30 protein-coding genes are annotated in these 25,170 nt (G+C 37.5%); 26 read left to right on the top strand and 4 right to left on the bottom strand.

Annotated features, from left to right (window positions below):
- Positions 1 to 181: 181 nt before the first annotated feature.
- The 6 genes from ADICYQ_RS22635 (at position 182) to ADICYQ_RS22610 (ending at position 4,839) form a co-directional block, all read left to right on the top strand.
- Complete coding sequence (locus ADICYQ_RS22635; RefSeq protein WP_020893811.1) at positions 182 to 736, top strand: hypothetical protein; 555 nt, start codon at positions 182 to 184, stop codon at positions 734 to 736.
- Positions 737 to 817: 81 nt separating this feature from the next.
- Entirely contained in the window at positions 818 to 1,609 is a 792-nt protein-coding gene (locus tag ADICYQ_RS22630) for a hypothetical protein (protein WP_040417748.1), read from the top strand.
- A gap of 542 nt (positions 1,610 to 2,151) precedes the next feature.
- The gene (locus ADICYQ_RS22625) at positions 2,152 to 2,484 is read left to right on the top strand and encodes a type II toxin-antitoxin system RelE/ParE family toxin (RefSeq protein ID WP_020893809.1); all 333 of its coding nucleotides are present in this window, start codon (positions 2,152 to 2,154) and stop codon (positions 2,482 to 2,484) included.
- A 17-nt stretch (positions 2,485 to 2,501) separates the two neighbouring features.
- Positions 2,502 to 3,605: a HigA family addiction module antitoxin gene (locus ADICYQ_RS22620; RefSeq protein WP_020893808.1), complete on the top strand. Its 1,104-nt coding sequence runs from the start codon at positions 2,502 to 2,504 to the stop codon at positions 3,603 to 3,605.
- Positions 3,606 to 3,935: 330 nt separating this feature from the next.
- Positions 3,936 to 4,382, top strand: a complete 447-nt coding sequence (locus tag ADICYQ_RS22615; protein ID WP_040417746.1) for a hypothetical protein — start codon at positions 3,936 to 3,938, stop codon at positions 4,380 to 4,382.
- Positions 4,383 to 4,515: 133 nt separating this feature from the next.
- The gene (locus ADICYQ_RS22610) at positions 4,516 to 4,839 is read left to right on the top strand and encodes a hypothetical protein (RefSeq protein WP_152520517.1); all 324 of its coding nucleotides are present in this window, start codon (positions 4,516 to 4,518) and stop codon (positions 4,837 to 4,839) included.
- Positions 4,840 to 5,131: 292 nt separating this feature from the next.
- Here ADICYQ_RS22610 and ADICYQ_RS22605 read toward each other — a convergent pair whose 3' ends face one another.
- From ADICYQ_RS22605 to ADICYQ_RS29435, 4 genes are all read right to left on the bottom strand, one after another.
- Positions 5,132 to 5,701 carry a hypothetical protein gene (locus ADICYQ_RS22605; protein WP_020893804.1) on the bottom strand — a complete coding sequence of 190 codons (570 nt, stop codon included), beginning with the start codon at positions 5,699 to 5,701 and terminating at the stop codon, positions 5,132 to 5,134.
- Positions 5,702 to 5,971: 270 nt separating this feature from the next.
- Complete coding sequence (locus ADICYQ_RS22600) at positions 5,972 to 7,324, bottom strand: Gfo/Idh/MocA family oxidoreductase (RefSeq protein WP_020893803.1); 1,353 nt, start codon at positions 7,322 to 7,324, stop codon at positions 5,972 to 5,974.
- On the bottom strand, positions 7,321 to 7,656 hold the full coding sequence (locus ADICYQ_RS29440; RefSeq protein WP_200861922.1) for a 3-keto-disaccharide hydrolase: 336 nt from the start codon (positions 7,654 to 7,656) through the stop codon (positions 7,321 to 7,323). The genes ADICYQ_RS22600 and ADICYQ_RS29440 overlap by 4 nt, the downstream gene beginning before the upstream one ends.
- The gene (locus ADICYQ_RS29435; RefSeq protein ID WP_200861923.1) at positions 7,566 to 8,000 is read right to left on the bottom strand and encodes a 3-keto-disaccharide hydrolase; all 435 of its coding nucleotides are present in this window, start codon (positions 7,998 to 8,000) and stop codon (positions 7,566 to 7,568) included. Before ADICYQ_RS29435 ends, ADICYQ_RS29440 begins: the two co-directional genes overlap by 91 nt.
- A 422-nt stretch (positions 8,001 to 8,422) precedes the next feature.
- Between ADICYQ_RS29435 and ADICYQ_RS22590 the strand changes: the two genes are divergently transcribed.
- From ADICYQ_RS22590 to modA (ADICYQ_RS29420), 20 genes are all read left to right on the top strand, one after another.
- Positions 8,423 to 8,815, top strand: coding sequence for a hypothetical protein (locus ADICYQ_RS22590; protein ID WP_040417744.1), 393 nt, complete (start codon positions 8,423 to 8,425; stop codon positions 8,813 to 8,815).
- The gene (locus ADICYQ_RS22585) at positions 8,812 to 9,222 is read left to right on the top strand and encodes a hypothetical protein (RefSeq protein WP_040417742.1); all 411 of its coding nucleotides are present in this window, start codon (positions 8,812 to 8,814) and stop codon (positions 9,220 to 9,222) included. Before ADICYQ_RS22590 ends, ADICYQ_RS22585 begins: the two co-directional genes overlap by 4 nt.
- A 325-nt stretch (positions 9,223 to 9,547) precedes the next feature.
- Complete coding sequence (locus tag ADICYQ_RS22580) at positions 9,548 to 10,507, top strand: NAD-dependent epimerase/dehydratase family protein (protein ID WP_020893797.1); 960 nt, start codon at positions 9,548 to 9,550, stop codon at positions 10,505 to 10,507.
- A gap of 273 nt (positions 10,508 to 10,780) precedes the next feature.
- Positions 10,781 to 11,509, top strand: coding sequence for a TRADD-N-associated membrane domain-containing protein (locus ADICYQ_RS26350; protein ID WP_020893796.1), 729 nt, complete (start codon positions 10,781 to 10,783; stop codon positions 11,507 to 11,509).
- 259 nt (positions 11,510 to 11,768) lie between these two features.
- Positions 11,769 to 12,896, top strand: a complete 1,128-nt coding sequence (locus ADICYQ_RS22570) for a nucleoside hydrolase (RefSeq protein WP_200861921.1) — start codon at positions 11,769 to 11,771, stop codon at positions 12,894 to 12,896.
- A 5-nt stretch (positions 12,897 to 12,901) separates the two neighbouring features.
- Positions 12,902 to 13,036, top strand: a complete 135-nt coding sequence (locus ADICYQ_RS29430; RefSeq protein ID WP_020893794.1) for a hypothetical protein — start codon at positions 12,902 to 12,904, stop codon at positions 13,034 to 13,036.
- Positions 13,037 to 13,619: 583 nt separating this feature from the next.
- The gene (locus ADICYQ_RS22560; protein WP_020893793.1) at positions 13,620 to 14,030 is read left to right on the top strand and encodes an SRPBCC domain-containing protein; all 411 of its coding nucleotides are present in this window, start codon (positions 13,620 to 13,622) and stop codon (positions 14,028 to 14,030) included.
- Between the two features lie 212 nt (positions 14,031 to 14,242).
- Entirely contained in the window at positions 14,243 to 14,806 is a 564-nt protein-coding gene (locus ADICYQ_RS22555) for a TetR/AcrR family transcriptional regulator (protein ID WP_020893792.1), read from the top strand.
- Between the two features lie 54 nt (positions 14,807 to 14,860).
- Complete coding sequence (locus ADICYQ_RS22550) at positions 14,861 to 15,418, top strand: carboxymuconolactone decarboxylase family protein (RefSeq protein WP_020893791.1); 558 nt, start codon at positions 14,861 to 14,863, stop codon at positions 15,416 to 15,418.
- Between the two features lie 187 nt (positions 15,419 to 15,605).
- The gene (locus tag ADICYQ_RS22545; RefSeq protein ID WP_020893789.1) at positions 15,606 to 16,412 is read left to right on the top strand and encodes an SDR family NAD(P)-dependent oxidoreductase; all 807 of its coding nucleotides are present in this window, start codon (positions 15,606 to 15,608) and stop codon (positions 16,410 to 16,412) included.
- 43 nt (positions 16,413 to 16,455) lie between these two features.
- A complete protein-coding gene (locus ADICYQ_RS22540) occupies positions 16,456 to 17,103 on the top strand; it encodes a DsbA family oxidoreductase (RefSeq protein WP_020893788.1) in 648 nt (215 codons plus the stop codon).
- Positions 17,104 to 17,592: 489 nt separating this feature from the next.
- The gene (locus ADICYQ_RS22535) at positions 17,593 to 18,375 is read left to right on the top strand and encodes a DUF1206 domain-containing protein (protein ID WP_020893787.1); all 783 of its coding nucleotides are present in this window, start codon (positions 17,593 to 17,595) and stop codon (positions 18,373 to 18,375) included.
- Positions 18,376 to 18,643: 268 nt separating this feature from the next.
- Positions 18,644 to 19,270, top strand: a complete 627-nt coding sequence (locus ADICYQ_RS22530) for a hypothetical protein (protein ID WP_020893786.1) — start codon at positions 18,644 to 18,646, stop codon at positions 19,268 to 19,270.
- A gap of 155 nt (positions 19,271 to 19,425) precedes the next feature.
- On the top strand, positions 19,426 to 20,715 hold the full coding sequence (locus ADICYQ_RS22525) for an alkaline phosphatase family protein (RefSeq protein ID WP_040417738.1): 1,290 nt from the start codon (positions 19,426 to 19,428) through the stop codon (positions 20,713 to 20,715).
- A gap of 140 nt (positions 20,716 to 20,855) precedes the next feature.
- Entirely contained in the window at positions 20,856 to 21,863 is a 1,008-nt protein-coding gene (locus tag ADICYQ_RS22520) for a hypothetical protein (protein ID WP_020893783.1), read from the top strand.
- Between the two features lie 41 nt (positions 21,864 to 21,904).
- A complete protein-coding gene (locus ADICYQ_RS22515; protein ID WP_020893782.1) occupies positions 21,905 to 22,399 on the top strand; it encodes a MepB family protein in 495 nt (164 codons plus the stop codon).
- A gap of 16 nt (positions 22,400 to 22,415) precedes the next feature.
- Positions 22,416 to 23,522 carry a serine hydrolase domain-containing protein gene (locus ADICYQ_RS22510; RefSeq protein WP_020893781.1) on the top strand — a complete coding sequence of 369 codons (1,107 nt, stop codon included), beginning with the start codon at positions 22,416 to 22,418 and terminating at the stop codon, positions 23,520 to 23,522.
- A 184-nt stretch (positions 23,523 to 23,706) separates the two neighbouring features.
- Positions 23,707 to 24,033 carry a hypothetical protein gene (locus tag ADICYQ_RS22505; protein WP_146948465.1) on the top strand — a complete coding sequence of 109 codons (327 nt, stop codon included), beginning with the start codon at positions 23,707 to 23,709 and terminating at the stop codon, positions 24,031 to 24,033.
- A 219-nt stretch (positions 24,034 to 24,252) separates the two neighbouring features.
- Entirely contained in the window at positions 24,253 to 24,648 is a 396-nt protein-coding gene (gene modA / locus ADICYQ_RS29425) for a molybdate ABC transporter substrate-binding protein (RefSeq protein ID WP_020893779.1), read from the top strand.
- Positions 24,645 to 25,022 carry a molybdate ABC transporter substrate-binding protein gene (modA, locus tag ADICYQ_RS29420; protein WP_152520516.1) on the top strand — a complete coding sequence of 126 codons (378 nt, stop codon included), beginning with the start codon at positions 24,645 to 24,647 and terminating at the stop codon, positions 25,020 to 25,022. The genes modA (ADICYQ_RS29425) and modA (ADICYQ_RS29420) overlap by 4 nt, the downstream gene beginning before the upstream one ends.
- Positions 25,023 to 25,170 lie beyond the last annotated feature (148 nt).

Raw genomic sequence — 25,170 nt, 5'->3', positions numbered from 1 at the left:
GTATATAGCAAATAGGGCGTTCGTGCTAGCCGAAAGTTCAGTCCCTTTAACAAACACCGCCAAATTTTTAATTTGGCTTTTAAGATGAAAAAATTAAAACAAAATATAAAAATTTGGCTCAGAGCAAATCCGAAAGTGCATTACTTTCTACTGCCCTACTTGCCGTTGGCGGTAATTAAAAATGACAACTAAGAGACAAATAATATTGACAACAATTACGACTGTTTTTTTACTGACAGTTTTATTTACTGACATATCCTTAGTTGGATATTGGACGGACATAGTTTTCTCGATACTTATCGTCTCGATATCACTGAAAGTGGTATTCAAGAGTAAGACTGAAAAAACTTGGTTGACATGGACACTTAGGTCAATGGCAATTCTTACTTCAATAGTCGTTTATGGTTTACTTGGACTGAATTTGATAAATCCATTTGCTTGGGACACCTTTAAAATGAGAAGTTTCTATTACCAAAGTGTGGACGGACGACTATTTAACGCTTATTTCAAACCAGTTGGTGCTTATTCGGGTGGAGAAGGGAATTTTTGGATTACAGAAACCTATAAATACTTCCCAATAATTGAAGAAGAAAAATATTACGAACATGCCATTTTATGGGACTTTAGAGACTCTGAGTTTGATGGACAAGCAGTTAATCAGGAAGAAATAGTAAAGGCATATGTTAGAGATGAAATACTTGAAAAAGAAAATAACATACCGCCAACAAGCGCTTAAAATACATGCTCTTCGGGACACGCACCATACACAGATCGTTCTCAGTAATAAAAAACAGATAAAATGATAAGATATTTAAATATGAATACGAAACTAATATTGATTTTCGCTATTATTTTATTTCAATCGTGCAAGACACAACAGTTGCAAACTAAAGCTTCGTTACCTAAAGTTGAAAATCAGCTTAATGGGGAGTTAGATTATTCCAAAGGAGGAATCGAACTTGTGCAATGGCAAAAAAGTGGAGATGAAATCTCGCTTGGTAGCATTGATAAAACGGGTGTGATTCATTTCAATTTACCAGCGTACGATATAAAAGCGCTTGGTAGAAGTCACATGGAATATCATTTTGAAAGCCAATTAAATATGCTCAGGTGTAAGGGGAAAGGTGATTTTGACATGATGGGTCAGCCTCTTTTCAAAACGCCTTACGAGGATGTTTACTCACAGTTATATCCGCCTATGTACATAAAGAAGTATGGTGTTAATGTAGCGTATGTATCTCCCGTTTCCGACGAAGAATTGCTTGTCAAAGAGAACTTTAACAAGATCATAGGAGATAAGTACTATTGGATGTACATAGACAGGGGACTTGATTTTAAAGATACATGTATACAAGAAACATTTCAAGATACTGACTTTGAAATTGAGCGGAGTGCAGATATTCAATTTAAAGAAGGATGGAATTTTATAAAAAGTAGTCTGGTTGAGCTCCAAAATTATGGCGAAAATAATGAGGAAATAATGCCGAAAAAAATACTATTTACGCAAAGTTCTCCCGAATCTAAAGATGTGAAATGGTATATGGTGAGAATAATGGATGATGAAAAAATACTAGCTGCAAAAAAAGAATATGAATTACAAAACAAGTAACAATATAAAAGTTGGCAAATAGCTTCAGGTAACATACATCATTGTTAAGCAGCAGAGTGTTTCAAAGTATGCTGTCTTTAAGTAGGTCTTCTGTTGGAAAAGTGGTTCGAAAATTTAGTATTACTGAGAACAGTAGATAAGAAATCCGATTTTGCTATCGCTTGTCCGATTCTTATCATTGACTGTTGGTGTGCCACGAAGCTGTGTTAATCCAGTAGGTGTAAATCCTACCTAAATAATTTGCTATTCATTTAGAAGAGCTTCACCCGTGAGGATTTCGCTGAAGCTCGGTATGCTCAAATGTGTACGCTAAAATACATAAGCGTAAACCTCTATTAGTTTTGAGAAGTGTTACTGTAGATGGGAAGCGTTTGGTTCCTGATTTTTAGGGAAAACCTTGGGACATTGCTTGGTATAACAGCAATGGGAATTGAAGTTTTCTATCGAAGTTTTAGGGCGGAGTGGTTATAGATGAATCTATAATATATTTAATAAATGTAAAAAACATTAACCTTTTAAGTAAATGAATTTGTAACTTTGTAATGAAATTATCGTATAAAAATAATAAACTGGAGAAGTCGCTCACTACCGATAAGGGCTTAGCTAAGTCTTATGGCAAGCTGGCAAAGAAGATAAAGCAGCGTAGAATCCAGCTTGAAAGTGCCGATAATTTAGAGGTTATCTCAAAACTACCAGTGTTACGATTACACCAGCACATTGGTAAAGGCAAAGAAACCTGGTCAATAGATATTCAAGAAAATTGGAGAATTCTATTTGAAATAGACCAAAAGCCTATACCAACCTTAGAAGATGGTGGAGTAGATTTAAAAGCGATAACCATTATAAGTATTGGGTCTGTAGAAGACCCTCACTAGCTTTAAAAGGAAATAAAATGACGGATTTACAAATTAAAAAATCCTTACTCTCTTGCCCAGGAGATAGTATTCAAGAGCATATAGACCATATTGCTATGTCACAAGCGGAACTTGCAGAGAGATTGGGAAGGTCGGTTCCTAAACTAAATGAGTTAATAAAAGGGAAAGCACCTATAACAAAAGAAACAGCCATCAAATTAGAATATGTTTTGGGAGTGCCTGCAAGTTTTTGGCTCAATTTAGAGCGTACTTATCAGGATGAATTATTAGAAATTGAGCAATTGGAACATCTAGAGCGATGCCAGGAATGGGTATCGTCTTTTCCATTAGCAAAAATGAAATCTTTTGGTTTACTTCCAGACACTTCTAAAAAAATTGAATTAGCAGATGCTTTATTGAAATTTTTTAGAGTAGCTTCTCCTGCTCAATGGTCAGAGATATATAATGGTAGCTCATTAGCTTTTAAAATTGAGCTACGCCATACCGCAGAGGCACAAGCGATTTCGGTGTGGTTGCGTTTAGGAGAATTACAAGCGGATAAAATAAAGGTAACAGCTTTTGATAAAAAAGCTTTACGAAATTGTTTAGAACAAATTCAAGAGATAGTCTATGAGCATTCAGACACTTGGTTAGAAGAGTTGCAATCCCTCTGTGCCTCTTGTGGATTAGCTTTAGTTTATACACCTTGTATCGCTAAAGCACCTATTTACGGAGCTACAAGATGGATTAAAAACAATAGTGTACCACTTATTCAAATTACAGACAGACAAAAAGATTACAATGCTTTTTGGTTCACATTCTTTCACGAATTGGGGCATATATTATACCACGGTAAAAAAGATATTTTTATTGATGGAATAGAGTGTATTCAACCTGATATAGAAAAAGAAGATGAAGCAGATGCCTTTGCAGCTCGTATGTTATTATCAGAAAAAGAAAGAAACGAGTTGTTTCAATATCCCAAGTTTGATAAAGAATTGATATTACTACTCAGCAAAAGATTTAAAAAACACCCTGGTATTATTGTAGCCCAAGTACAAAGACAATTCAACCATTTGTATCAAAATGTGGGTTTAAATAGCTTAAAAACTAAAGTAGAATTTACAGAATTGTCAATTTAACTAAAAAATAAAGTCACAATAAAAATAACAGCGCCCCACTAACCAATCATTCTGACGGCTAGCCCTTCGGCACCCTTCGAAAGGCTCAGGGACCGTGCTCAGGGTAAGCTCTAGGGCCTTTGGAATTAGGGGTTACTATTGGGGAGGTTTTTACCAATTTTTTTTAGCGCTAATAGATTGAAAAAGTGGCCAAAGGACTGGAATTCTTATCCTAAATCCTTAATTTGATTAATATTACTAAGGATGGGGAGCTTGGGGCATCATCCGTATTGGCGCAAATTAGAGGTAATAGGTGTGTGTATTTAGAGGTTAGTTACCATAGAAACGTAAATGAGATTGATATTCACTTTAACAGTTGTTCTTTTTGTCATAGGGGGTTGTGAGACTTCAAACCCAATCTCATATGTGGTATTGGTAAAAGAATCTTTAACGGAAAAATTATTTAAAAACTCTCGACCATCTCACCTATCGAACGAAGATGTATTTAAACTGGAAAATATAATCAAGGAATGTATTAACAAATACAATTCAGAGCTCCAAGTTGATGATGGTATTTATTCCCTGATGGATTTGGACGAATATAAGAGACAATATCTTCCAGTTTTGAATTCGAACGGTGATAAAATAGTATGGGTTAATTTTTTCTGTGATCATGGTGGTCTCGACTGGACCAATGTAATTATTGGAGCAGACGATGGTGGCAACTGTTACGCTCACATCACTGTTAATTTGACAAATGGCTCCTGCAATGATATTTTGGTAAATGGTTACTCATGAGAAATAATGACAGCTAATAATCGAATAACAAATAGTCACTATCAATTAAATTATGATGTGTCTAGAAATACAGCAAGTAGAGATTTATTAGACATGGGGGATAAAGGAATAATAAAATCATCTAAAATAAAAGATGCTGGTTCATATTATGAACTTTGAATTGCACAATGATTGCACCAAAAGTAACCGACCTGCGATCAATACAGCTGCCAGAATAAACCTCAAGAGTAAAGATGGCATCATCATTCTTGAAACCGGCAACCCAGGTCTTGCCACAAAATTAGGCGATGAGTGGATCTTTTGGAAAACGGGAATTGCGGATTACGTTGTGATTCAACGTAGTAAACCCTTTCTGTTGTCTTTATTGGTAATTGGTTACCTACTTATTGTTTTTTCATCGGTTGTGATAATTCGAGAAAAAACAAAAAAGAATTGGGGAAATAAATTAGTAATCTGACCCTTCGACAGGCTCAAGGACCATGCTTAGGGTCCACTTAGGGACTGGCTTTTTTTTGAGCTATGAAGTGATTATTTGATGATGTTTTTAAATGGAAATTTTCACCTTCTTGGTAATATGCTGAAGCGTTCAAATAATCATTGTTAGTAAAATGGTGCTATTATGCGATTCAGAACCTCATCATTATAGTAATAAATAGAACAATTTAACAAGAAAGGGTTCCTGCGTCAATAGCTAAACCAAATGATTCTGATTGAATGGTTTGTAATTATTAAACTAAAGAGTTTTTACTTTAATTCAATATAAATTGTTGGGATACGCCTTCATAAGCACCGGTTATGATACCCTGATTGGTTGTAAGTGTATATTCTATAGTGAATATTTCTGTTTCTGAATTAAAACGCACCCTTACATCACCTGTTATTGCAAGCAGGTAGTCATTAGTACCTGTACCGTTGTCATTATTGTATGCTGATTCTAAGCTTCCAAAATCCATAAATAACCCTCCTATAAAATCACCATTCCCTTCAAATCCATTTGGATCTATTACCTGAGTATAAGCGCCGGCCAGATCGCTTAGTTCAGATGCGTCTTCATCAATACGTACGGCAATAAGAATTCCTCGACCTGTGTTTCCTTCAAATTTTCCTGTGGTACTATTAAAAACGGCATTATCGTCAAGTATTATAAAGATAGCCTCTTCAGGAGAAGTAGAAGTTAAAATGAGCTTATCCGTTGGAAAGAATTCGGTATTAAATGTATAGCCATTTTCTGTAGACTTTGGCGTTTCTTCATTGTCTTTACTGCAAGAGGATATAAAGCTTAATAATACTAGAAAGACAATTAAATTGATGTTTCTCATGATTTTTACATTTCGTTATATTAGGATAGTTCATGATGTAATAATATAGTCAAAAAAATCGAACAGTTTTATATAATAGTAGGTAAAAGCTAACATTCAATGTGCCAATTGTAGTTGTTTTTATAGGGACTAAACAGAATCATCCGTTATCAGTAGTTTATCTGAATTTGCCCGATTAAATAAAAAAGCCGTTCCGGAAAACTGAGCGTTAGCCCATTTTTCCGGAACGGCTTTAATTAACTTATTACTTTAACCGCTTCTCAGCAATTATTAAAATGCTCTATAGGTGCCGTCCAGGAATTGGTTGGCTTCGTCTTCTTCAAAACGTGCTGTGGCATTGTCCCAGTGCAAGGTTTTATTTGGGAACCTTCCTGCTATTACGCCCAATAGTATCGTTTCCGTTAACCTGGAAGCGTAGGAGAAAGGAGCAGAACATTCGTCTTTTCCTAAACAAGCATCTACGAATTGGTGGTAGTGGCGTTTGCCTTCTACGTCATAATCCCTAATTACTTCACCTATTTTTCCTGACTTCTTAAGTTTGCTGAGGTCCAGTTCTTTATACTTTCCATCCACAATGTGTTTTGGTAATTGCATAAAGTGAGGCAATAATAAATTGCCTTTTTCGCCAACAAACATGGCTCCCTGTCCTGGAAGCTCCTCATTGTTGGGGAGTATTAGGTTTTTATCTTTCCCTGGTGCGTTTACGCCGTCATACCATACCCATTTGAAATTTTTGGTGGTGTACTTCGTTCCCGGGAATTCGTAGGTTACTGTATTCTCTTCCGGGAAGCCAAAGCCAGTAGGCTTTCTGCACTCGTTTTTGATGGTCTTTGGTACATCCAGCGCCAAGGCATTGTAAGGAGTATCAAAAATATGAACACCCATGTCGCCTAAAGTTCCGCAACCAAAGTCCAGTACTTTACGCCAGTTGCCAGGGTGATATAGCCCTTCTTTATAAGGCCTATCAGCCGCAGTACCTAACCATAGGTTCCAATCAAGACCTTCTGGTATTGGGTCAGATCCTTGTGGCTTGGGGTCGTCAGTTCCCCAGTTTTTAGGGGACCAGGCCCTTACTTCTTTCACTTTACCTATGATACCTGATTGTATCAATAGCGTAGCCAATTTGTAGTCATAAAAAGAATGCACCTGGATTCCCATTTGGGTTACCAATTTCTTTTCTGCTGCCTTTTTATTCATGGCTCTCGCCTCAGACACATGATGGGTAAGGGGTTTTTGACAGTAAACGGCCTTACCATGGTCCATTGCCAGCATAGAAGCTGGAGCGTGTGTATGATCAGGAGTAGAAACAACTACGGCATCGATATCGTCCGCCATTTCTTCCATCATTGTCCTGTAGTCTGAATAGAGTTTGGCCTTAGGGAATTCCTTCTTTAACGGTGCCAGCATGTTTGCGTCAACGTCGCAAAGCGCTACAACATCTACTTTCTCGTGAGAAGAAATTGCTTCCAAGTCACCTTTACCCATAGCACCTAAACCCACGTGTGCAGTTCTTAGGCGACCATTTTTACTATTAGCCCATGCCCATGAAGGGAGCATAGATGCGATAGCCACGGTAGCTCCGCCTTTCAATAAGTCTCTTCTATTAATTATTTTCTGATTCATAATTTTTTGATTTTAATATTTTTAAACCATATCGGACTTGCGTGATCCTGAAGGCCAATGTATCCCTTTTTGGCTTTCGCATAATCGGGTGCACCGCTCCATTTGCCAGAGTTTTTCCTTTTTTCCCAATCTTCAGACCCAGGGACAAATGAAACCACAACCTTTCCGTTAAGCCAATATTCTACTTTTTCAGGTGTATAAACTATTTTGGAGCTGTTCCATTCACCGACAGGATTTAAATCTACTTGTGATTGATCGGCAGGATACATTGCATAATCAGAGGCAGTTTTTTGCCAATCTTGCAGTTGGTCCAGGTTTTCAGTTTCGCCCATTTTTTATTGTAGGAAGTCAAATCATGTATGGAAGCATAATTTTCGTCATCAATAAGTTGATATTCCGGTGCCAATCCTGAAGGTCCAGCACTTTCTTTTACTTCAGGTATGTGATAGAATATGCCACTATTACCACCTTTAGGTAATTTCCATTCCAGGTACAGTTCAAAGTTTTCAAACTCTTCAGCACCATAAATAATGTCTTTTCCACCCGTGTAATCTTGTTCTAAACCCATTTCGGTGTCATAGGTTAATTCCCCGTCTTTGATTACCCAGCCTGGAGGGAGCGCATCGCCGTTGTAGGCACGCCAACCTTCTGTAGATGTCCCATCAAAAAGAACTATCCAGTCTTCTTTTTTTCTTCTTGGTCTTTACTTTCGTTTTCCGTTGTAGTACTACTGCTGCAAGCACTGAACGCTATCAATGCAAGCAAAGAATAAATGATTTGTTTCATATTATAGACTTAATTTTTCAGCCATAAATATAATCCGAATTGTCTGCTTCAGCAAGAATTGAATTCCCAGAGCAGGTGATTCTCATTTAAACGCCTTCACTTCCTTTATATAAGGTATTTTTTTGGGTTGAAAAGTGGAGGAAGACCTTGGTCTTAACATGAAAGAGAAGATGTCGGTCAAAACCGAAAGTAAACAGCTATACTGCTTCTATTAACTTAATGTGCCCATATCTTATTTGGCTAAAATAAATTGTATTTCTATTTCATTTTGCCTTTAAATGGCTTAAATTAATATTCATTTTCTAAATAGACATGGAAGGTTCCCAATATACAATCGTTGTTAGTATTATGATTGGTTTGACCGTTGCCTATTTTATCATTGAAATCCTGCTACTTCTCAATGATATAGACAACGACACTACCAATGTACTGTTACTCGAATGGTCAAGAGGCAAGTCGTTTTTTATTCCTTTTGCCTTGGGGGCGATTGCTGGCCACCTGTTTCTGGGAACCTCTAATGTTGCTTTTAAAATGTCAAATGGCATGTTTCCGGTTTTAATAATCTTTGGCCTGACGATAATCATGGTTGTAATAGGGTTTAAAGTGCCATTTAGAAAAACCAAAGCGTTTTTGACAGCTATTTTAATAGTGGGTGTCTTATTTGGACACTTTTTTTGGTCCATGAATTATCTGGTAAAGCCATGAGCAAACTTAATAGGTTTCTAAAGAGGCATTTGTCAGAAATCCGAACGATTAAAATAATTGTGGCATCCATGCTGGGCTTGATGGTGCTTATCGATATTGTGTTGGTTACTTTGGAAGGAAAAGATTATCCTACTTTCAGCTTGGTGGTTAAAACTCTAAGACATCGTTTGATCTGGTTTACCTTTCTTTATGGTGGATTGATGGCCAAGATTTTTTATACCAGAAAAGTAGGTGTTAAGAAAAAGGAAGTTACCGGCCTGGTAGTTTTCTTTTCCATCGTGTTGTTGCTATTTGGTATTGGAAGACATCTGGAAACAGCGCCGAACTTGTTGCTACAGGTTTTATTATTGTTAATAGGTGGTATTGTAGCCTACAGCGTATGGCCACAATACCAAGAAAACAAATAAAATCCACTAAATTAAATATAGCATTGTGGGTAGAATAACCCATTATTATTAAGATTTTGCTGGACTAAAAAAATTGTCCTTGGAATAGATATTCTGGATCTGTAAACATATATGCTTAAAGAAGGGACGAAGAAATGACAGGAGGCTATTTGAATGTGGAAAAATACACTGCAAAATCTTAATTATTTGATATATTAATAAAAGTAAGAAGCCACAACAATTAAACTGTATGGATTTTATGGCTTTGAATTGCTGGCAAGGCTAGTACTTACCAATACCCAGTCCGTATATTATTAACGTTAACAATAAATTGAATAAATATAGAATGAAAGTAATAATTATAGGTGGTACAGGTCATATTGGAACGTATTTGGTGCCTCGCCTTGTGGAGGCGGGCCACAATGTGGTCTGTGTAAGTCGGCAACAAGCCAATCCTTATAGTAATAATGAGGCATGGAAGTCAGTGGAACATGTTACCATTGATCGGGTAAAAGCTGAAGAAGAGGGTGATTTTTGTTCTCAAATCGTTGATCTTAATGCAGATGTTGTCATTGATTTAATTTGTTTTACCCCAAAAAGTGCCCGAAAGCTTGCAGAGGCGCTCAATGGCAGGATAAAGCATTTCCTACATTGTGGCAGCATGTGGGTGCATGGCTTCAGTGAACAAGTGCCGACTACCGAAAACCAAAAACGAAAACCTTTTGGTGAATACGGAATAGACAAAGCCAATATTGAAGCATACCTCCATACTTTCCACCAGAAAAGTGGATTTCCAGTTACGATTCTACACCCCGGACATATTGTTGGGCCTGGTTGGTTACCGGTAAATCCAACTGGAAATTTCAATCCGGATACCTTTGTTCGCCTAGCCAAAGGAGAACAAATTGTATTGCCTAACCTTGGGATGGAAACGGTTCATCATGTTCATGCAGATGATGTTGCACAGGCATTTATCAAAGCCATTGAAAACCGGGACAATGCAATCGGTGAAAGCTTTCACGTGGTTTCTGAGCAGGCCCTTACCCTTAGAGGCTATGCTGAAGCAATGGCAATGTTCTTTGGACAGAAGCTTAAGCTGAAATTTTTACCTTGGGAAGCATGGGAAAAGACGGTTAATTCAACCGATAAGGAATTTACTTTGGATCACATCGGGCACAGCCCTTGTGGGAGTATTGCTAAAGCAAAAGCCTTATTACAATACCAACCAAAATACAGTTCTCTGCAAGCCATACAGGAAGCCATTGAACATTATTTTGAAAAGGAAGGGATAAAAATCCATGGCTAAGAACAAGCTATATTGATTTCTGGTAGTTGAGTGGCGGTACACTTAATGCCTAGAGTTCAATTGTCTTAACTTTTAATCTAGAAGACTTTCGACTTCATAAGTTTCTGAAAATCAAAGTCAAGGGGTAGTGATTTGAATAATTTTTAAATTATAATTTCCTTTTTTTCTTAGCTTTAAATGTTTAAACATTTGGTTCATGGCAAAACCGAAAGTTAAAAGCTATCCAAAGCTATTTGCCCCACACTTTAATTTTATAACCCTAAAAAACCGATCATGGGATTCATTGATTATGCTACAACAAGTTTAGTTACAAGTGTTGCTAAAGCGGTGACTTCCGGTAATAAGAAATTAAAGATTTTGTTCTTTTTTGCGCTCTTTTTCACCATTGCCGCCATTGTAATTGCTGTATTGGTTGACAGTGATATGCTTTCCAAAATATATAATTCCGTTGCTATCGGGCTAGGAATAATTGCTGGAATTTGTATTTTGGTAATCTATGCTTACCAAATGAGCGTAGAGGAAACTCAAGCTAAATTAGAGATACAAAAAGTTGAAGAGCGTATAAAGGGAAATGGCAATGAGACAGCCGCAGCTTGGGAGTTGGGTAGAATAAAATTAGAAAGTTACCTTAACAGAAACCTATCGCAAATACAGTGGATCTTCATTTGGACAGTAATAGTAATGATTGCAAGCTTTGTCATTGTTTCTTATGGAATAGTTCAAGTATATGAGGGCGATCAGAATTTAAACGCAGCCATTTTAACTACGATTTCCGGCCTTATAATTGAGTTTATCGGAGCTTCTTTTCTTGTGATTTATAAATCTACGATGCAGCAAGCAAAGGACTATGTTACGGTTTTAGAAAGGATAAATGCGGTTGGAATGTCTGTCCAAATACTTGATAGCATAAGTGAGGAGGAGAATAAATTAAAAGACCAAACGAAAGCTGACCTCGCTAAAAAACTTTTAGATATTTATGGCAATTTAAAGTCTGCACAGTAAGGTTGCAACTTAGCTAAATAGGATTAATACGAAATTTAAAACTGTTATCCCGAGCCTATTTTCCGAGAAATAGCCTCCTAACACAAATACTTAGCCATTTTAACCCGGGTTTGAGGACATTGATTGGTAGCGTAAGCCTGCTAAATGAAAAAATCAATGGATTAAATTCAGCTACACTCTTGGAAGCTAGAGGTTTGTTATAGTACTTGTAAATAAATGGAATTGAAAGTATTATAGACTGTCAATATCAATGAATCTTATGAAAAATAATATAAACCCAAATAAGAAAAGTCCTTTTATGAACAAAGAAAAATGCGCTCTATTTCAATTAAATATTTCAATCCATATGACCATTATTATCGCTATGGTTTCTATCCTTGCAATAGGCTGTACAAGCCGAACTGTTGAAAAAGAGGTTGTAGAAAGCGATAAACCATCACCTGTTAAAGTCATTTTTGAAACTGATATGGGAAATGATATTGATGATGCCTTGGCATTGGATATGTTGTATAAGTATGCCGATCAAAATAAGATGGAGATTTTAGCCATTACTGTTAATAAAAACAATAAATACGCACCACTTTTTATTGATCTTATGAATAACTGGTATGGCTATTCCGATATACCTATTGGCGCAGTGACCAATGGTGCCTATTCTGGCGATGATGGTACAAATTATGCCCAAACCACTTGGGAATATCTGGCAGATGGAAAGAGGGCCTTCTCTGGTGCAGCGTCAGAAAACACAGTGTTTCCAGAAGCTACAGACTTGTATCGAAAGGTTTTATCTCAACAGCCGAATAATTCAGTGACCATAGTATCTGTAGGTTTTTCAACAAACTTAGCCAGATTGCTGGATTCTCCATCTGATGATTTTACTGAATTATCTGGTAAGGATTTGATAAATGAAAAAGTAAAATTACTCAGTATTATGGCGGGCAATTTTGATGAAAATAGAATGCAAGAGTTTAATGTCAAAATAGATATTAATGCTGCTCAAAAAGTTTTTAAGGATTGGCCTACGCAAATTGTTGCCAGCCCTTTTGAACTTGGGTTTCAAATTAAATACCCTGCTTCCAGTATTGAGAAAGATTTTACATGGGCAACACCTCATCCTTTGGTAGTGGCCTATGAGAATTATTTGGAGATGCCTTATGACAGACCAACTTGGGATCTGACATCAATGATTTATGCTTTAGAGGGTGGAAGTGAATATTTTACTTCAAGCAATAAAGGGAATATTTCAGTGGACGATGAAGGGTATACCAGTTTTGTTGAAGCTCCGGATGGAAAGCATCAATATTTAAAAGTTTCTCCAGAACAAGCAACTGCCTTAAAGAATGCTTTTATTGATGTTATCACTTCGAAGCCTAAAAATAGGGAATAAATTGGGTGATTTTTATAAGCATGTTTGTGGATGCAGTAGCTTTGGCACACCAGTCTAGTTTATCCACTACCCTGTTTTCCGGAACAGAAAATGGTGAAGTTATCATTCAAATCATTAGTTCTATGACTGCTTCAAAGTGAGGTTAATTATAATGGCCCAGAAAACGCATATAAATCTGCTGAAGAGTTTCGAGAGCTAGTCATTAAACATTTTCACAACACCTTTTCAATGGTTCTAAATAAAACGGAAACTTTAGATTTCATTAATCCAACAGTGTTTTGGGCCATGAAACTAAAATAATAGCAGGGTTGAATTCAGATGCAAATTCGCTCTACCTAAGGAATGAATTTTTTAAGGACATATACAACAATTAATCCGTTGTGATTTTTTCGATTGAAGGATTTCCCTCCAAATACAATTATGTCTTAATTAATGACAATGAACAAAAATTGAAAATATTTCTCAAAGATGGACAATGGGAAACTTTTGGTAATAGGGAATTGTCAGTTTATTTGAAATATATAATCTTTTTCTCAGCCCTTTTTGTTCTGGGTTTCTTATATTATTTCATAATAAAATACGGCTTGCATAGACCAACATGAAGTTGATAGATTGGGGCTTGAGCTAAAATGAAATTAGTTTTCGAAACCCTATTGGCTTTCAATTGAAATAAAGAAAAAGGAGGGACCATTAGACATTGTAGTAACCAAATAATTGAAACAGATGACCATTACAGTTAAAACCTCCATTAAGGCACGTGTCGAAAAAGTATGGGAATGCTGGACCAAACCAGCCCATATTATACATTGGAATTTCGCCTCTCCCGAATGGACCTGTCCTTCTGCCATTAATGACCTTCAACCAAATGGAGTCTTTAATTGGAGAATGGAAGCCAAAAATGGGAGCATGGGTTTTGATTTTACGGGTGTTTACAGCGAAGTAAAAGAAAACGAATTGATTGCCTATAAGATGTCTGACGGACGAAAGGTGGAAATTAGGTTTATCGTCTCGGGAGATGAAGTTGAACTGCTGGAAACTTTTGAGGCTGAAGGGACAAACGCCGACGAACAGCAGCGATTGGGTTGGCAAGCTATTCTCGACAACTTCAAGAATTATGTCGAATCAAAAAAGTAAAAACTGTTTGTATTTATAACTTCTTTGACCTGGTTTCCTCAGGTTTAAGAAGTTAATTTTTATAGGTACTTACCTGGTTTATTACTTATTTAGGTTCTAAACCCCTATTCACTATTGCATTTTATAATCTGAGCCATGGGTTCGAAATAAAAAAGGGGAAAATGTTTTTTATTTCTAAACGATTGGTTAGCTTTGTGAAGTGAAAAGAAACAATGGCAAGGAAAAAAGAATATAAAGAAGAAGAAGTTATTGAAAAAGCGATGCGCTTGTTTTGGCGCAATGGCTATGAAAGTACTTCTATGCAGATGCTTGAAAAAGAAATGGGTATCAATAAATTCTCCATATATTCTAGTTTTGGAAGCAAGCACGGCGTTTTCATTGAAAGTCTTAATTGCTATAAATTAAAAGTAAGTGCCATCTTTGAGAAATTTCAAGCAGCTAGAAATGGGGTTGAAGACATTAAACAGTTTTTTTATGACTCTGCTGCAATTTGTGCCGTAGAAGGAAATGAAAAAGGATGTTTGTTGACCAATACATACAATGAGTTTTCGGAAAGTGATGATCCAGTTGTAAAAGGTCAGGTGCTTTCTTTTATGGATAACCTTAAAGATTTGTTTATCGAAAAATTAAGAATGGGTTCTGATGAAGACGAAGAGACCATACTAAAACAGGCTAACTTTTTGGTAGTAGCAAAACATGGCCTTGCGGCTGCGACAAGAGTTAACAGCCCAGAAGAAATAGAAGACTATATAGAAATGACATTTAATAAATTTTAACCTTTTTTTGAACCATATCTAAACAATCGTTTAGAAAAAATAACAATTGAAATTATGACAACTTTGAAAGTTCACAACATTGAAACGGCACCAGAAGGTAGCAAAGACCTATTAGAAAAATCTCTTAAGGCAAACGGATTTATTCCAGGGCTACATGGGGTATTGGCAGGAGCACCAGGATTGCTTGAGGCCTACCAAACAATTCACAAATTGTTCATTGACTCTTCTTTTGATAAAGAAGAAATAACCGTGGTTTGGCAAACGATTAACGTGGAACACGCCTGTCATTATTGCGTACCTGCACATACGGGTATTGCTAAAATGATGAAAGTAGACGATGCCATTATAGATGCATTGCGTAATGAAACTCCTCTTGAAAATCCGAAATTGGAAGCATTACGTACCATGACTTTAACCATCGTTCGCAACCGTGGTCACGTAAGTCCTGAAGATTTGAAAACATTTTATGCGGCTGGTTATGGAGAAAGACAAGTATTAGAAATTATCTTAGGCTTGTCTCAAAAAGTGATAAGTAACTATACCAACCATATTGCAAATACACCTGTAGATGCTCCTTTCCAGAAATTTGCCTGGGAAAAAGAGAAGGTATAAACCAATAAATTTATAATTTTTAATCTATATCAACCTTTCGCTCTTATGCGAAAGGTTGATTACCCCTAAATAGGCGATTTCCCTTCTATTGGGTGTCGACACCAATTCCCCTGAAGAAAAATCAGGTCAGGCTTGAAAAGGCCAAGGAGACCTATTTGATAATCCGGGTTTAAAAAACGTAGCAACTATGCAAGATTTAAAATCAAAATACGGAAACAAGGCTTTGGTCACTGGAGGTTCTTCAGGAATTGGAAAGGCATTTGCAATAGAATTAGCCAAACAAGGTATAGCTCCTATCCTCGTCGCCAGGAGTAAGGATAAGTTAGCCGCCCTGGCGCAGGATATTTGGACGGAATATCAGGTAAAGGCACAGGTATTTTCTGTGGATTTGTCTGATGAAGAGGCAACTTTGAACTTTATAAAGGAGATTGACAAGCAAGAGATTGGCATGTTTATCCATAGTGCGGGTATGGAAAACAATGGAAGTTTTATTAAGATCTCACCTGAAAAGGAGCTGTCAATGATAAAGCTTAACATTACCTCAACGTACTTGTTAACCAATCATTTCGCGAAGAAAATGTCTGCCGCCAAAAAAGGAGGCATACTTTTGGTTTCCAGTATGGCGGGTATGATGGCGATGCCATATTTCAGTAACTATTCGGCAACAAAAGCCTATGTGCATCAGTTGGGCCTTTCATTGAATACGGAACTTAAAGCCAATAATGTTGACATAAGTGTTTTGGCTCCAGGGTTAACGGAAACCAATATGACAGCTGACAATGGTGTAGATTGGTCTAAAGTCCCTATGTCGAGCATGAAGCCTTCAGAAGCTGCTCAAATTGCGCTGAATAACATTGGGAAAAAGGGAACGATCATCCCTGGAATGATGAATAAAATGATGGTAATGATGGCCAAAAGACTGTTTTCTATCAAAAGCTTTGGCGTAATGAATGGAATGTTGATGAAAAAGGCGATTAAATCTGAAAAGCTTTAACCGAGTCAAAAAACGCCATGAAGGACCTAAAATAAGTAAGAAAATGAAAGATAAATTAAAAATAGATATCGTTTCAGATGTAGTGTGCCCCTGGTGTACCATCGGTTACAAACGTTTAGAAAAAGCCATAACTGAACTAGGTATAGAGGGCAAGATAAACCTGGAATGGCAACCATTTGAGTTGAATCCCAACATGCCTGCAGAAGGACAGGATCTCCATGAGCATATTGCTGAAAAATATGGCAGTACAATGGAACAACAGAAGGAGTCTCAGGAAACAATGACAGATGCAGGGGACGAATTAGGGTTTACGTTCGATTATTTTGAAGGCATGCGCATGTCGAATACTTTTGAAGCGCATGTTTTATTGGAATATGCCAGAGAATTCGGCAAGCAAACCGAACTGAAAATGAGACTTACCAAAGCCTTTTTTAGTGAACGAAAAGATGTATCTAAAAGAGCTGTTTTAAAAGAAGCGCTACTGGATGTTGGCTTAAATGCTGAAGAAGCTTTGGCCAAATTAGATGATAAGGAAGCGCGCAAAGAAGTAAGGGATAAAGAGACATATTGGCAAAATATCGGCGTCAGATCGGTTCCAACAATCGTATTTGATGGGAAAAGTGCCGTAACAGGAGCGCAGCCCATTGATGTATTCAAGAAAGTGTTGACCGAAATGTTGGCGACCTCGTAATTTTATTCCGGATTCGAAGACATTAATAAATAATGGTAGGTAGTGATTTTGGCGGTATTGTTGCAGAAAAAATAGCAACAGTACCGCCAAAATCATTTTACGTTCAAGTATTTAAACAGGGGCTAGAGGCCCTTGGTTAAGTTATTATACTTGGATATATTACTTAGTAGCGATCCTAAGAAAGGAAAAGACCAATAGCTTATTGTTTGATTGGGTAGTTACTTTTCATGATACCAATCCAATTGTGGACATAAAAGGGAGCCATGAGAGGTAGGGCAGATTGATACCGAAAAAAGTTTAAGATTAGGATGGTTTCTATTAGATAAAATGTTCAAGGGAAGAGATTCTTAATTGAGGATGTAACTTATTAGTCATTCATATTCAGCTTTTTATCAAGTGTTTAGTTCGTTTTTTTGGCACTATATTTGACTTTTCCTGCGTGGAATGCACCGTTAGCCACTTTATACATGAAAAAGTCAGACCTAAACCTTGATAAGAAAAGAAAAAAAGATTGCCCGTTTAGGTATTGGAACCATAGGTGTGGTGTATCTTCTTATCGGGGGTTTGACTGCTTGGGCTGCTTTTGGAAATGGAGGTAAAAAAACAGATAGTACAGGGGCTTTTAAATTTCTTATTGGCCAGCCCTTCGGTCAAATATTGCTATGGCTGGTAGTACTTGGCTTGGCAGGTTATGTTTTTTGGAGGATGTACCAGACTTTCAGTGATCCTGAAGACCACGGAAGTGACACCAATGGCTTGGCTTTAAGGCTCAGCTTTTTTTCAAGTGGTTTTTTTTACCTCTTTATCATATTTAGTGCAGTTGAATTGTTGATCGGTACTGGCGGTGGAAGTGGAGGGGGCCAAGAATCGATGATTCAGAAGCTTTTAGACCAGGCATATGGACGCTGGCTGGTAGCAGTAGTAGCACTTGTATTCGTGGGAAAATCCCTTTATCAAATATTCATTGCCTTCTCTGGAAAGTTCAAAGATAAAGTGGAGGAAGCAGGAATGGATGAAAAAACACAGCAACTGATGATTAATTCTGGACGGGTAGGGTATACTGCCCGAGGGCTAGTCGTTGGCATCATTGCTTATCTTACTGTACGAGCAGCAATCACATATGATGCCTCACAATCCGGAGGAACAAAAGATGCTTTTAATTTCATTCAAAATGAATTTGGATCGGTTGTGTTAGGAATTATTGCCTTTGGTTTGGTAGCTTATGGTGTTTTTATAGTCATTAAAGCCAGTACACATAAAATGAATTTTTAAATCAAAAATAACTGAAATCAACTTTTCTTACCTATCCATAGCTGTTTCAAAGTAGAGGGAGGCATGGTATATGGTTTCATCGATAGGTACATTACTGACACTGGAACCGATATGATGTAATTGGAATCTTGTTACTACAGGTCCTCTTTGTTATTTTTATGATTAATGGACTAGCCTTTTAAAACTGCTAAAAAGCCTTTAGATTAGTACTGCAAAACAATGGGCTATTCGATCCGATACCGGTAGCTTATAATAAGTTTCCAGTACTATGCCGCTACCCAAGCTATATAAAATACACCATGTAGATAAGGAACATACTTCCATAGGCCTTTTCGAAGCACTTGACAAAAAGTACACTATCAAAAAAGTTTTCTATCCTGGTTCCCATGTTCACATTACCCCTTCATTGATTTTTCGGGAGGTGATATACGCAGATTCCTTTAAGGGCACAGAAAAATTCTTTCAGGATAAAGAGACGATTGCCTTTATCGAGCAAAATAGAAAGTATTCAGAACCGGCGATTTTTCACTTTTATCAGCAAGACTACAATACTCCATTTGAGGAACTTAGCAGAGAGTTTGATCTTGTAATTTCCCAATATGCCGGATTTGTAGGGCAGGCAGTAAATGCTTATCTCCAAAAAGGAGGCCTTCTGGTTTGTAACAATTCCCATGGAGATGCCTCAATGGCTTCCCTGGATCCTGATTTTGAATTGGTAGCAGTCTATAGGAGATATGCGGACAACAAATTTAGCATTTCAGAGAAAAATCTAGAAGATTACCTAATACCTAAGAAGGGCACTATGCCCAACAGGGAAGAATTGCTTAAAACAATGAGGGGAATAGCGTATACGAAAAGTCCTTCAGGTTATATTTTTAAAAAGATTAATGAATAAAAGCTGCCTGTTTGTGCCGATGATTTAATGGCTGATAGGCATGGACTATTAGCTTTTAAGGATAAATTTACAAAACCATTGGGCTCTTTTCAGTATGTTTTGAATGGAGGGTTTTTAACCTGTCCCCAGAAATAGCGCAAATAGCAGAATTGAATATGAAAAAACGAATTACAGGTATAGGATGGATTTTTTTAGTGGGAATGGTATTCTTCATTTCCTGCAATAAAAAGATGGTATGTTCAACCTTATCTCCTACCACCTTGAATTCAGAGAGCGCCCAAAAAAAGCCTTATTTGCTATTGGTATCTTTGGATGGCTTTCGATGGGATTATGTAGAGAAATACCGGCCCCCAAACCTGAGTGCTTTTGTCGATAAGGGAGTGAAAGCGGAATCACTGGTCCCAACCTTTCCTTCAAAAACCTTTCCTAACCATTATTCCATCGCTACAGGTATGTACCCGGATAAGCATGGCATTTTGGGCAATGTCTTTAGCAGCTATGAAAATGGCGTGAATTATAGTTATAAGGATAAAACAACGGCTACTGACGGGCGTTTTTATAAAGGCTCTCCAATTTGGTTGGAGGCAAATAAAGCCAATATGGTTACTGCCAGTTACTTTTTCGTAGGCACAGAAGCAGCTATCCAAGGTGTTCATCCTACCTATTACCATACATTTGATCCCAGTATAAAAAATGGAGATCGAGTGGATCAGGCTATAAATTGGCTGGAAATGCCCGAAGAAAAGAAGCCGCATTTAATTTTAATGTATTTTGGTGACATGGACAAAACTGGCCATGATTATGGTCCAGGGAATGAAGAGAAAATAAAAGAAGTGCTGTTTGAACTGGATAAAACCCTTGGTGATTTATTTAAAAGGGTTGAAGCTACTGGTCTTCCGGTAAATATTCTGCTTGTTTCTGATCATGGGATGTCAGACCTATCTACCTCTAAAATTATTCCCACAGAAACCATTATAAACGACAGTTTATACTCCTACCAAGACAATGGCACTATTGTAAATATTCATCCAAAAGAAGGGGTTAAAATAGAAGAAGTGGTCGCGTATTTAAAGCCAAAAGAAGCTCATTTTAAAGTTTATAAAACTAAAAACACACCAGGTTTTGAATATAAACCCAAGAATAAAGATTGGGGAGCCATCCAATTGGTAGCAGACTACGGCTATTATTTTTTACCAGAAGCGCGTAAAGAATCATTTATGAAAAGGGAAATCAAGACCATAGGTGTTCATGGTTATGATGCCAAGAACAAGGAAATGCATGGTGTGTTTTATGCCAATGGGCCTGCTTTTAAAAATGGATACAGCATCCCTTCATTAGAAAACATTCATATTTACCCATTAATGTGCGAGATTTTAGGGCTGCCTATTCCAAACCAAATTGATGGCAAACTCAATAAGATTAAAAGCGTTTTAAGAGAGGATTGATTCATTTCAATATTCATTGAACAAAAAGAAAGGCAAAGTTACCAAGTTTGCGAAGGGTTTTATCCTAATTTTCGTCTAAACAAGCAATTACAGTTCATCAAATAATAACAGTTGTTCGTTTCGGCCTAAACCCTTTGAGATTGAAAAATAGTCAAAAGCTTATTCTTTTTACAGCCTTAATTTCTTTAGCCAATACTGCTTGTACTACTGAAATGGAACCAGAAACAATTGTCCCCTCCACCTATACAGGGACGGCATCTTTATCTCAGGGCATGGCAACAGTTACCACCGAAAACTTGTTTGAATGTTCCAATGGAAGAGAGGCACCCGTTGGCATCTCCACCGCATTGGATGGAAACATATGGACTGTTCCTGCAATGGTCAATTTCACAGACAATAGTTTTCCATTTGCTTCAGATTTGTATAATCCATGTTCTGGCATAATGTTTAATTCCGAAAATGAAGCGGTTGCGGCTATGGCTGATGATGAGATCATTGAAGTGGATGCAAATGGGGAAGTAATTACAGCTTTTGTTTTTGCAGACAATTATTTCGAAATGTATATCAATGGTATTCCTGTAGGTAAGGACAAGGTTCCCTTTACCCAGTTTAATTCCAGCATACTACGCTTTAGGGTAAGTGCTCCTTATACGATAGCCATGAAGCTGGTGGACTGGGAAGAAAACAGTGGTTTGGGCTCGGAGAGCAACCAAGGCTCCTCTTATTACCCTGGAGATGGAGGGATGGTGGCAGTGTTCAAAAATGAGAGCAATGAAATTGTAGCCAGGACAGGGTCCGACTGGAAAGCCCAAACTTTTTATACTTCTCCTATAAAAGACCTGTCCTGTCCTACAGAAAATGGAAGTTTAAGGTTAACAAACAATTGCAATATAGAAGGATCAAATGACGGCAGTTCCTATTATGCCTTGCATTGGGACCTGCCTACTGATTGGTACGCAGCAGCTTTTGACGATAGCAGCTGGCCAAGTGCAACCACCTATACCAATTCCGAAATAGGTGTTAATAATAAAGCCTCCTATACAAATTTCACTTCAGTTTTTGATGCTCCCACGGAGGACGCGGAGTTTATTTGGTCCACAAACGTGGTTTTAGATAATGAAGTTATTGTTAGATTTACAGTAGATTAATATTTTTAGGTAAGGTGGATCGGTTGTAAGCAAAGACTTTAATGAATGAAACGCTGTCTCAATTAAAGAAAGAAGTGTACGATAAATGTGGGCTAAAAATGGCCAACCTCAAAATCGAACATGAGAGCAGGGATTATGATGCCTGTCAATTTGAATTAAATGGGTTTCAGATTATCAGCAGAACTGCCAAGAAAACACCGAAAAAGTCAGGGCAATTTGTGACTTTCTGGAAGCGTATTGGAAATGGGCCGATTGAACCGTTTGACGATAAAGATCGGATTGGTTTTTACATTGTAAACATCTGCACTTCAGCCAGATTGGGGCAATTTGTGTTTCCGAAATCGCTGCTTGTAAAAAAAGGAATTCTTTCAACCGGTATAAAGGAAGGGAAGAGAGCCTTTCGGGTTTATCCAAGTTGGGATGAGACGACAAGCAATCAAGCGAAGCTAACCCAAAAATGGCAATTGAATTATTTTTACGAAATCACCCCTGAGATGGACTTTAGGACCGTTTTAGATTTGTATGGGGTTTTATAAACAATAATACATATTGATGATGAAAAATGCCGTTCTATTTTTAATTGGAATTATTACCTGCTTTTCATGTGACAATACGGATATGATTTCTGATGACAAGGAACCGGAAGATGATTTGTATTTTCCGCCGAACAGCGGGAATGAATGGGAAACCATTGATTTTAATGCCCTTGACTGGAATGAAAATGCCTTGGATGATTTATACACTTACCTGGAAAGCAATGATACAAGGGCGTTTATCGTCCTAAAGGACGGTAAAATTGCCATAGAAAAATATTGGGGGAATAATATCTTAAATACGGGCGCCTTTGAAGCCAATAGCCTTTGGTATTGGGCTTCAGCAGGAAAAACGTTGACCGCATCATTAGTGGGAATAGCAGAACAAGAGGGAGATTTGGTTATTGAGGATAAAAGCTCGGACTATTTAGGGACTGGTTGGACTTCCTTAAGCCTTGAAAAAGAAAACCTAATTACCATTAAACATCAGTTGACCATGACCACTGGTTTAGCTTATCAGGTGTCTGATTTGGATTGTACTGAGCCTTCCTGTTTGGGATATGGAACCGATGCTGGAATGCAATGGTATTACCACAATGCCGCCTATACTATACTTGATGAGGTGATAAGTAATGCTACAGGCATTGATTATAACAGTTACACTGACCAAAAAATTGATGCCATCACAGGGATGAATGGGCGTTGGATACCTTTGGGTTATAACAATGTTTATTGGAGTACAGCCAGAGACATGGCAAGATTTGGCTTGTTGACCTTAAACAAAGGAGTCTGGAAGGATAATCAAGCTATTTATACTGAAAACTACTACCGACAAATGGTAAATAGTTCACAAGACCTTAACCCTTCCTATGGTTATTTGTGGTGGTTGAATGGTGAAAATAAGATCCAGTTTCCTGGTACAGCATCAACCTTAAATATAGATCTGTCTAGCCATGCTCCTGAGGATTTATTTGCAGGAATGGGTAAAAATGGGCAATTTGTCGAAATTGTCCCAAATCAAAACCTGGTGGTGATAAGAATGGGTGAAGCTCCCAATGATGCCTTGGTTCCCATAGTTTTTCATGATGAAATGTGGGAAAAGTTGAGTACGGTAATAAGTAATTAATTGTTTACAGGTTATTGTTTTGGTTTCTTTTTGTTTTGACCAATAATATAGTTAAATAATGAGTGCAAGTTCAGTCGAGACAATATTTTTGATTTTCACCTTATCCTCTTACCTGATAATCCTAGTGAGTCCGTTTCTAATTGGAAGAAGGCAAAAGAAAAACAACTATTTAAAATTACTGATTTTGTCTATTGGATTAACATTTATTTTAGCAACATTATCAGCTTATTGGTCCGAAAATTTATCTGATAAGCTAATTTATTTTTTATACGGATTTGATCCATACGGAATGGGTGAATCCGAACGTTGGACAAATGAAATTCGAATTGAGGATCGGAAAACCATCGAACAAATTTTCAAAGGAAGCCTTGGCGTTGGGTGGCCTTTAAAACTTATTATGGTTTATATAATTTTTATAATTCCATATAATTTGATAACCTGTTTAGTAATTTACAGCTGGAAAAGAAAAAAGCTATTAATTGTACCTCCTGAAAGTCGTAAAGTTGACTGAATGCAATTTTATCCAACATATGCTGCAATTATTCAATCCTTAAAAATGACTAAGTTCTTTTTATTTAATTTTTTTTCCAAATTTTGATCTGCTGGGGTTTCCTGATTTCGTTGGAAAAGATAGGGTCGGATTGGAAAAGAAAGGCATTCGGTATATCTTTAAACTAATATCGAATCAACCAAGCTAAAGCATACTGGGGTTAATCCCTGACCTTAAAAAATGAAAAGTGTTTGCCTTCTCCTTACTTCCTTTTTCCTATGCTCTCTGCTAGGTCTTTACCCTGTAAATGGTCAAGATGCCATACGAGTTGCCGCAGCCTCCGACTTGAAATTTGCCTTAGATGATATCATTGATGCCTATACTAGCAAAACCGGGAAAGAAGTAGTGCCGATTTATGGCTCTTCGGGTAAACTCTTTGAGCAGCTTTCTAACAAGGCCCCTTTCCACCTCTACATGTCTGCAGATGTAGCCTATCCAAAAATGCTGATAGCAAAAGGATTGTCAGGTTCGGGACTTCATATTTATGGGGAAGGCAGGTTAGTGCTTTGGAGCAGAAAGATGGATTGTAATGCATCTACCATTGAATCACTCAGTAGTTTGGAAGTTAAAAAATAGCCATAGCCAATCCCAATCATGCGCCTTATGGAAAGCGAGCCAAGGAAAGCCTTCAGTTTTATGGGCATTATGATGCAATCAGTTCCAAATTGGTATTGGGGGAAAACATCTCTCAAACGGCACAATTCTTGTCCACTGGAGCGGCAGACATTGGGATTATTGCTTTGTCATTAGCCCTTTCTCCTACGATGAAGCAATACAGAAAAGCTTACTACCTTTTGCCGGAAAATAGCCATAACCCTTTGCTTCAAGGAGCGATCATTACTGCCTTTGGGAAAGGAAATCCAGATGCAGCTTCTTTTTTTGCCTTCCTGAAATCGGAAAGTGCAGTAGTGATATTCGAAACTTATGGCTTTAACCAAGCCGCCAAATGATGGATTTCGAACCCTTTATATTGACCTTAAAGCTGGCGACTTTGACGACCTGCCTGTTATTTATGCTGGGGATTCCGCTTGCTTACTGGCTGGCCTATAGCAAATACAAATCAATTTGTTGTGGAGGCCCTGGTAAGCATGCCATTGG

It is taken from the genome of Cyclobacterium qasimii M12-11B (genome assembly GCF_000427295.1).
In the GTDB taxonomy this organism is placed as follows: domain Bacteria; phylum Bacteroidota; class Bacteroidia; order Cytophagales; family Cyclobacteriaceae; genus Cyclobacterium; species Cyclobacterium qasimii.
This window is presented reverse-complemented; position numbering and strand designations above follow the sequence as displayed.

Bases quoted from the DNA above. Each gene is read 5' to 3' on its own strand.
- ADICYQ_RS22580 (WP_020893797.1), top strand. From the start codon at position 9,548: ATGAAAGTAATAATTATAGGTGGTACAGGTCATATTGGAACGTATTTG.
- ADICYQ_RS22525 (WP_040417738.1), top strand. From the start codon at position 19,426: ATGAAAAAACGAATTACAGGTATAGGATGGATTTTTTTAGTGGGAATG.
- ADICYQ_RS22530 (WP_020893786.1), top strand. From the start codon at position 18,644: ATGCCGCTACCCAAGCTATATAAAATACACCATGTAGATAAGGAACAT.
- ADICYQ_RS22515 (WP_020893782.1), top strand. From the start codon at position 21,905: ATGAATGAAACGCTGTCTCAATTAAAGAAAGAAGTGTACGATAAATGT.
- ADICYQ_RS22540 (WP_020893788.1), top strand. From the start codon at position 16,456: ATGAAAGATAAATTAAAAATAGATATCGTTTCAGATGTAGTGTGCCCC.
- ADICYQ_RS22635 (WP_020893811.1), top strand. From the start codon at position 182: ATGACAACTAAGAGACAAATAATATTGACAACAATTACGACTGTTTTT.
- ADICYQ_RS22545 (WP_020893789.1), top strand. From the start codon at position 15,606: ATGCAAGATTTAAAATCAAAATACGGAAACAAGGCTTTGGTCACTGGA.
- ADICYQ_RS22625 (WP_020893809.1), top strand. From the start codon at position 2,152: ATGAAATTATCGTATAAAAATAATAAACTGGAGAAGTCGCTCACTACC.
- ADICYQ_RS26350 (WP_020893796.1), top strand. From the start codon at position 10,781: ATGGGATTCATTGATTATGCTACAACAAGTTTAGTTACAAGTGTTGCT.
- modA (WP_020893779.1), top strand. From the start codon at position 24,253: ATGAAAAGTGTTTGCCTTCTCCTTACTTCCTTTTTCCTATGCTCTCTG.
- ADICYQ_RS22560 (WP_020893793.1), top strand. From the start codon at position 13,620: ATGACCATTACAGTTAAAACCTCCATTAAGGCACGTGTCGAAAAAGTA.
- ADICYQ_RS22605 (WP_020893804.1), bottom strand. From the start codon at position 5,701: ATGAGAAACATCAATTTAATTGTCTTTCTAGTATTATTAAGCTTTATA.
- ADICYQ_RS22510 (WP_020893781.1), top strand. From the start codon at position 22,416: ATGATGAAAAATGCCGTTCTATTTTTAATTGGAATTATTACCTGCTTT.
- ADICYQ_RS29440 (WP_200861922.1), bottom strand. From the start codon at position 7,656: ATGGGCGAAACTGAAAACCTGGACCAACTGCAAGATTGGCAAAAAACT.
- ADICYQ_RS22620 (WP_020893808.1), top strand. From the start codon at position 2,502: ATGACGGATTTACAAATTAAAAAATCCTTACTCTCTTGCCCAGGAGAT.
- ADICYQ_RS22600 (WP_020893803.1), bottom strand. From the start codon at position 7,324: ATGAATCAGAAAATAATTAATAGAAGAGACTTATTGAAAGGCGGAGCT.
- ADICYQ_RS22590 (WP_040417744.1), top strand. From the start codon at position 8,423: ATGGAAGGTTCCCAATATACAATCGTTGTTAGTATTATGATTGGTTTG.
- ADICYQ_RS22630 (WP_040417748.1), top strand. From the start codon at position 818: ATGAATACGAAACTAATATTGATTTTCGCTATTATTTTATTTCAATCG.
- ADICYQ_RS22615 (WP_040417746.1), top strand. From the start codon at position 3,936: ATGAGATTGATATTCACTTTAACAGTTGTTCTTTTTGTCATAGGGGGT.
- ADICYQ_RS22585 (WP_040417742.1), top strand. From the start codon at position 8,812: ATGAGCAAACTTAATAGGTTTCTAAAGAGGCATTTGTCAGAAATCCGA.
- ADICYQ_RS22570 (WP_200861921.1), top strand. From the start codon at position 11,769: ATGAAAAATAATATAAACCCAAATAAGAAAAGTCCTTTTATGAACAAA.
- ADICYQ_RS22610 (WP_152520517.1), top strand. From the start codon at position 4,516: ATGCTGGTTCATATTATGAACTTTGAATTGCACAATGATTGCACCAAA.
- ADICYQ_RS22555 (WP_020893792.1), top strand. From the start codon at position 14,243: ATGGCAAGGAAAAAAGAATATAAAGAAGAAGAAGTTATTGAAAAAGCG.
- ADICYQ_RS22550 (WP_020893791.1), top strand. From the start codon at position 14,861: ATGACAACTTTGAAAGTTCACAACATTGAAACGGCACCAGAAGGTAGC.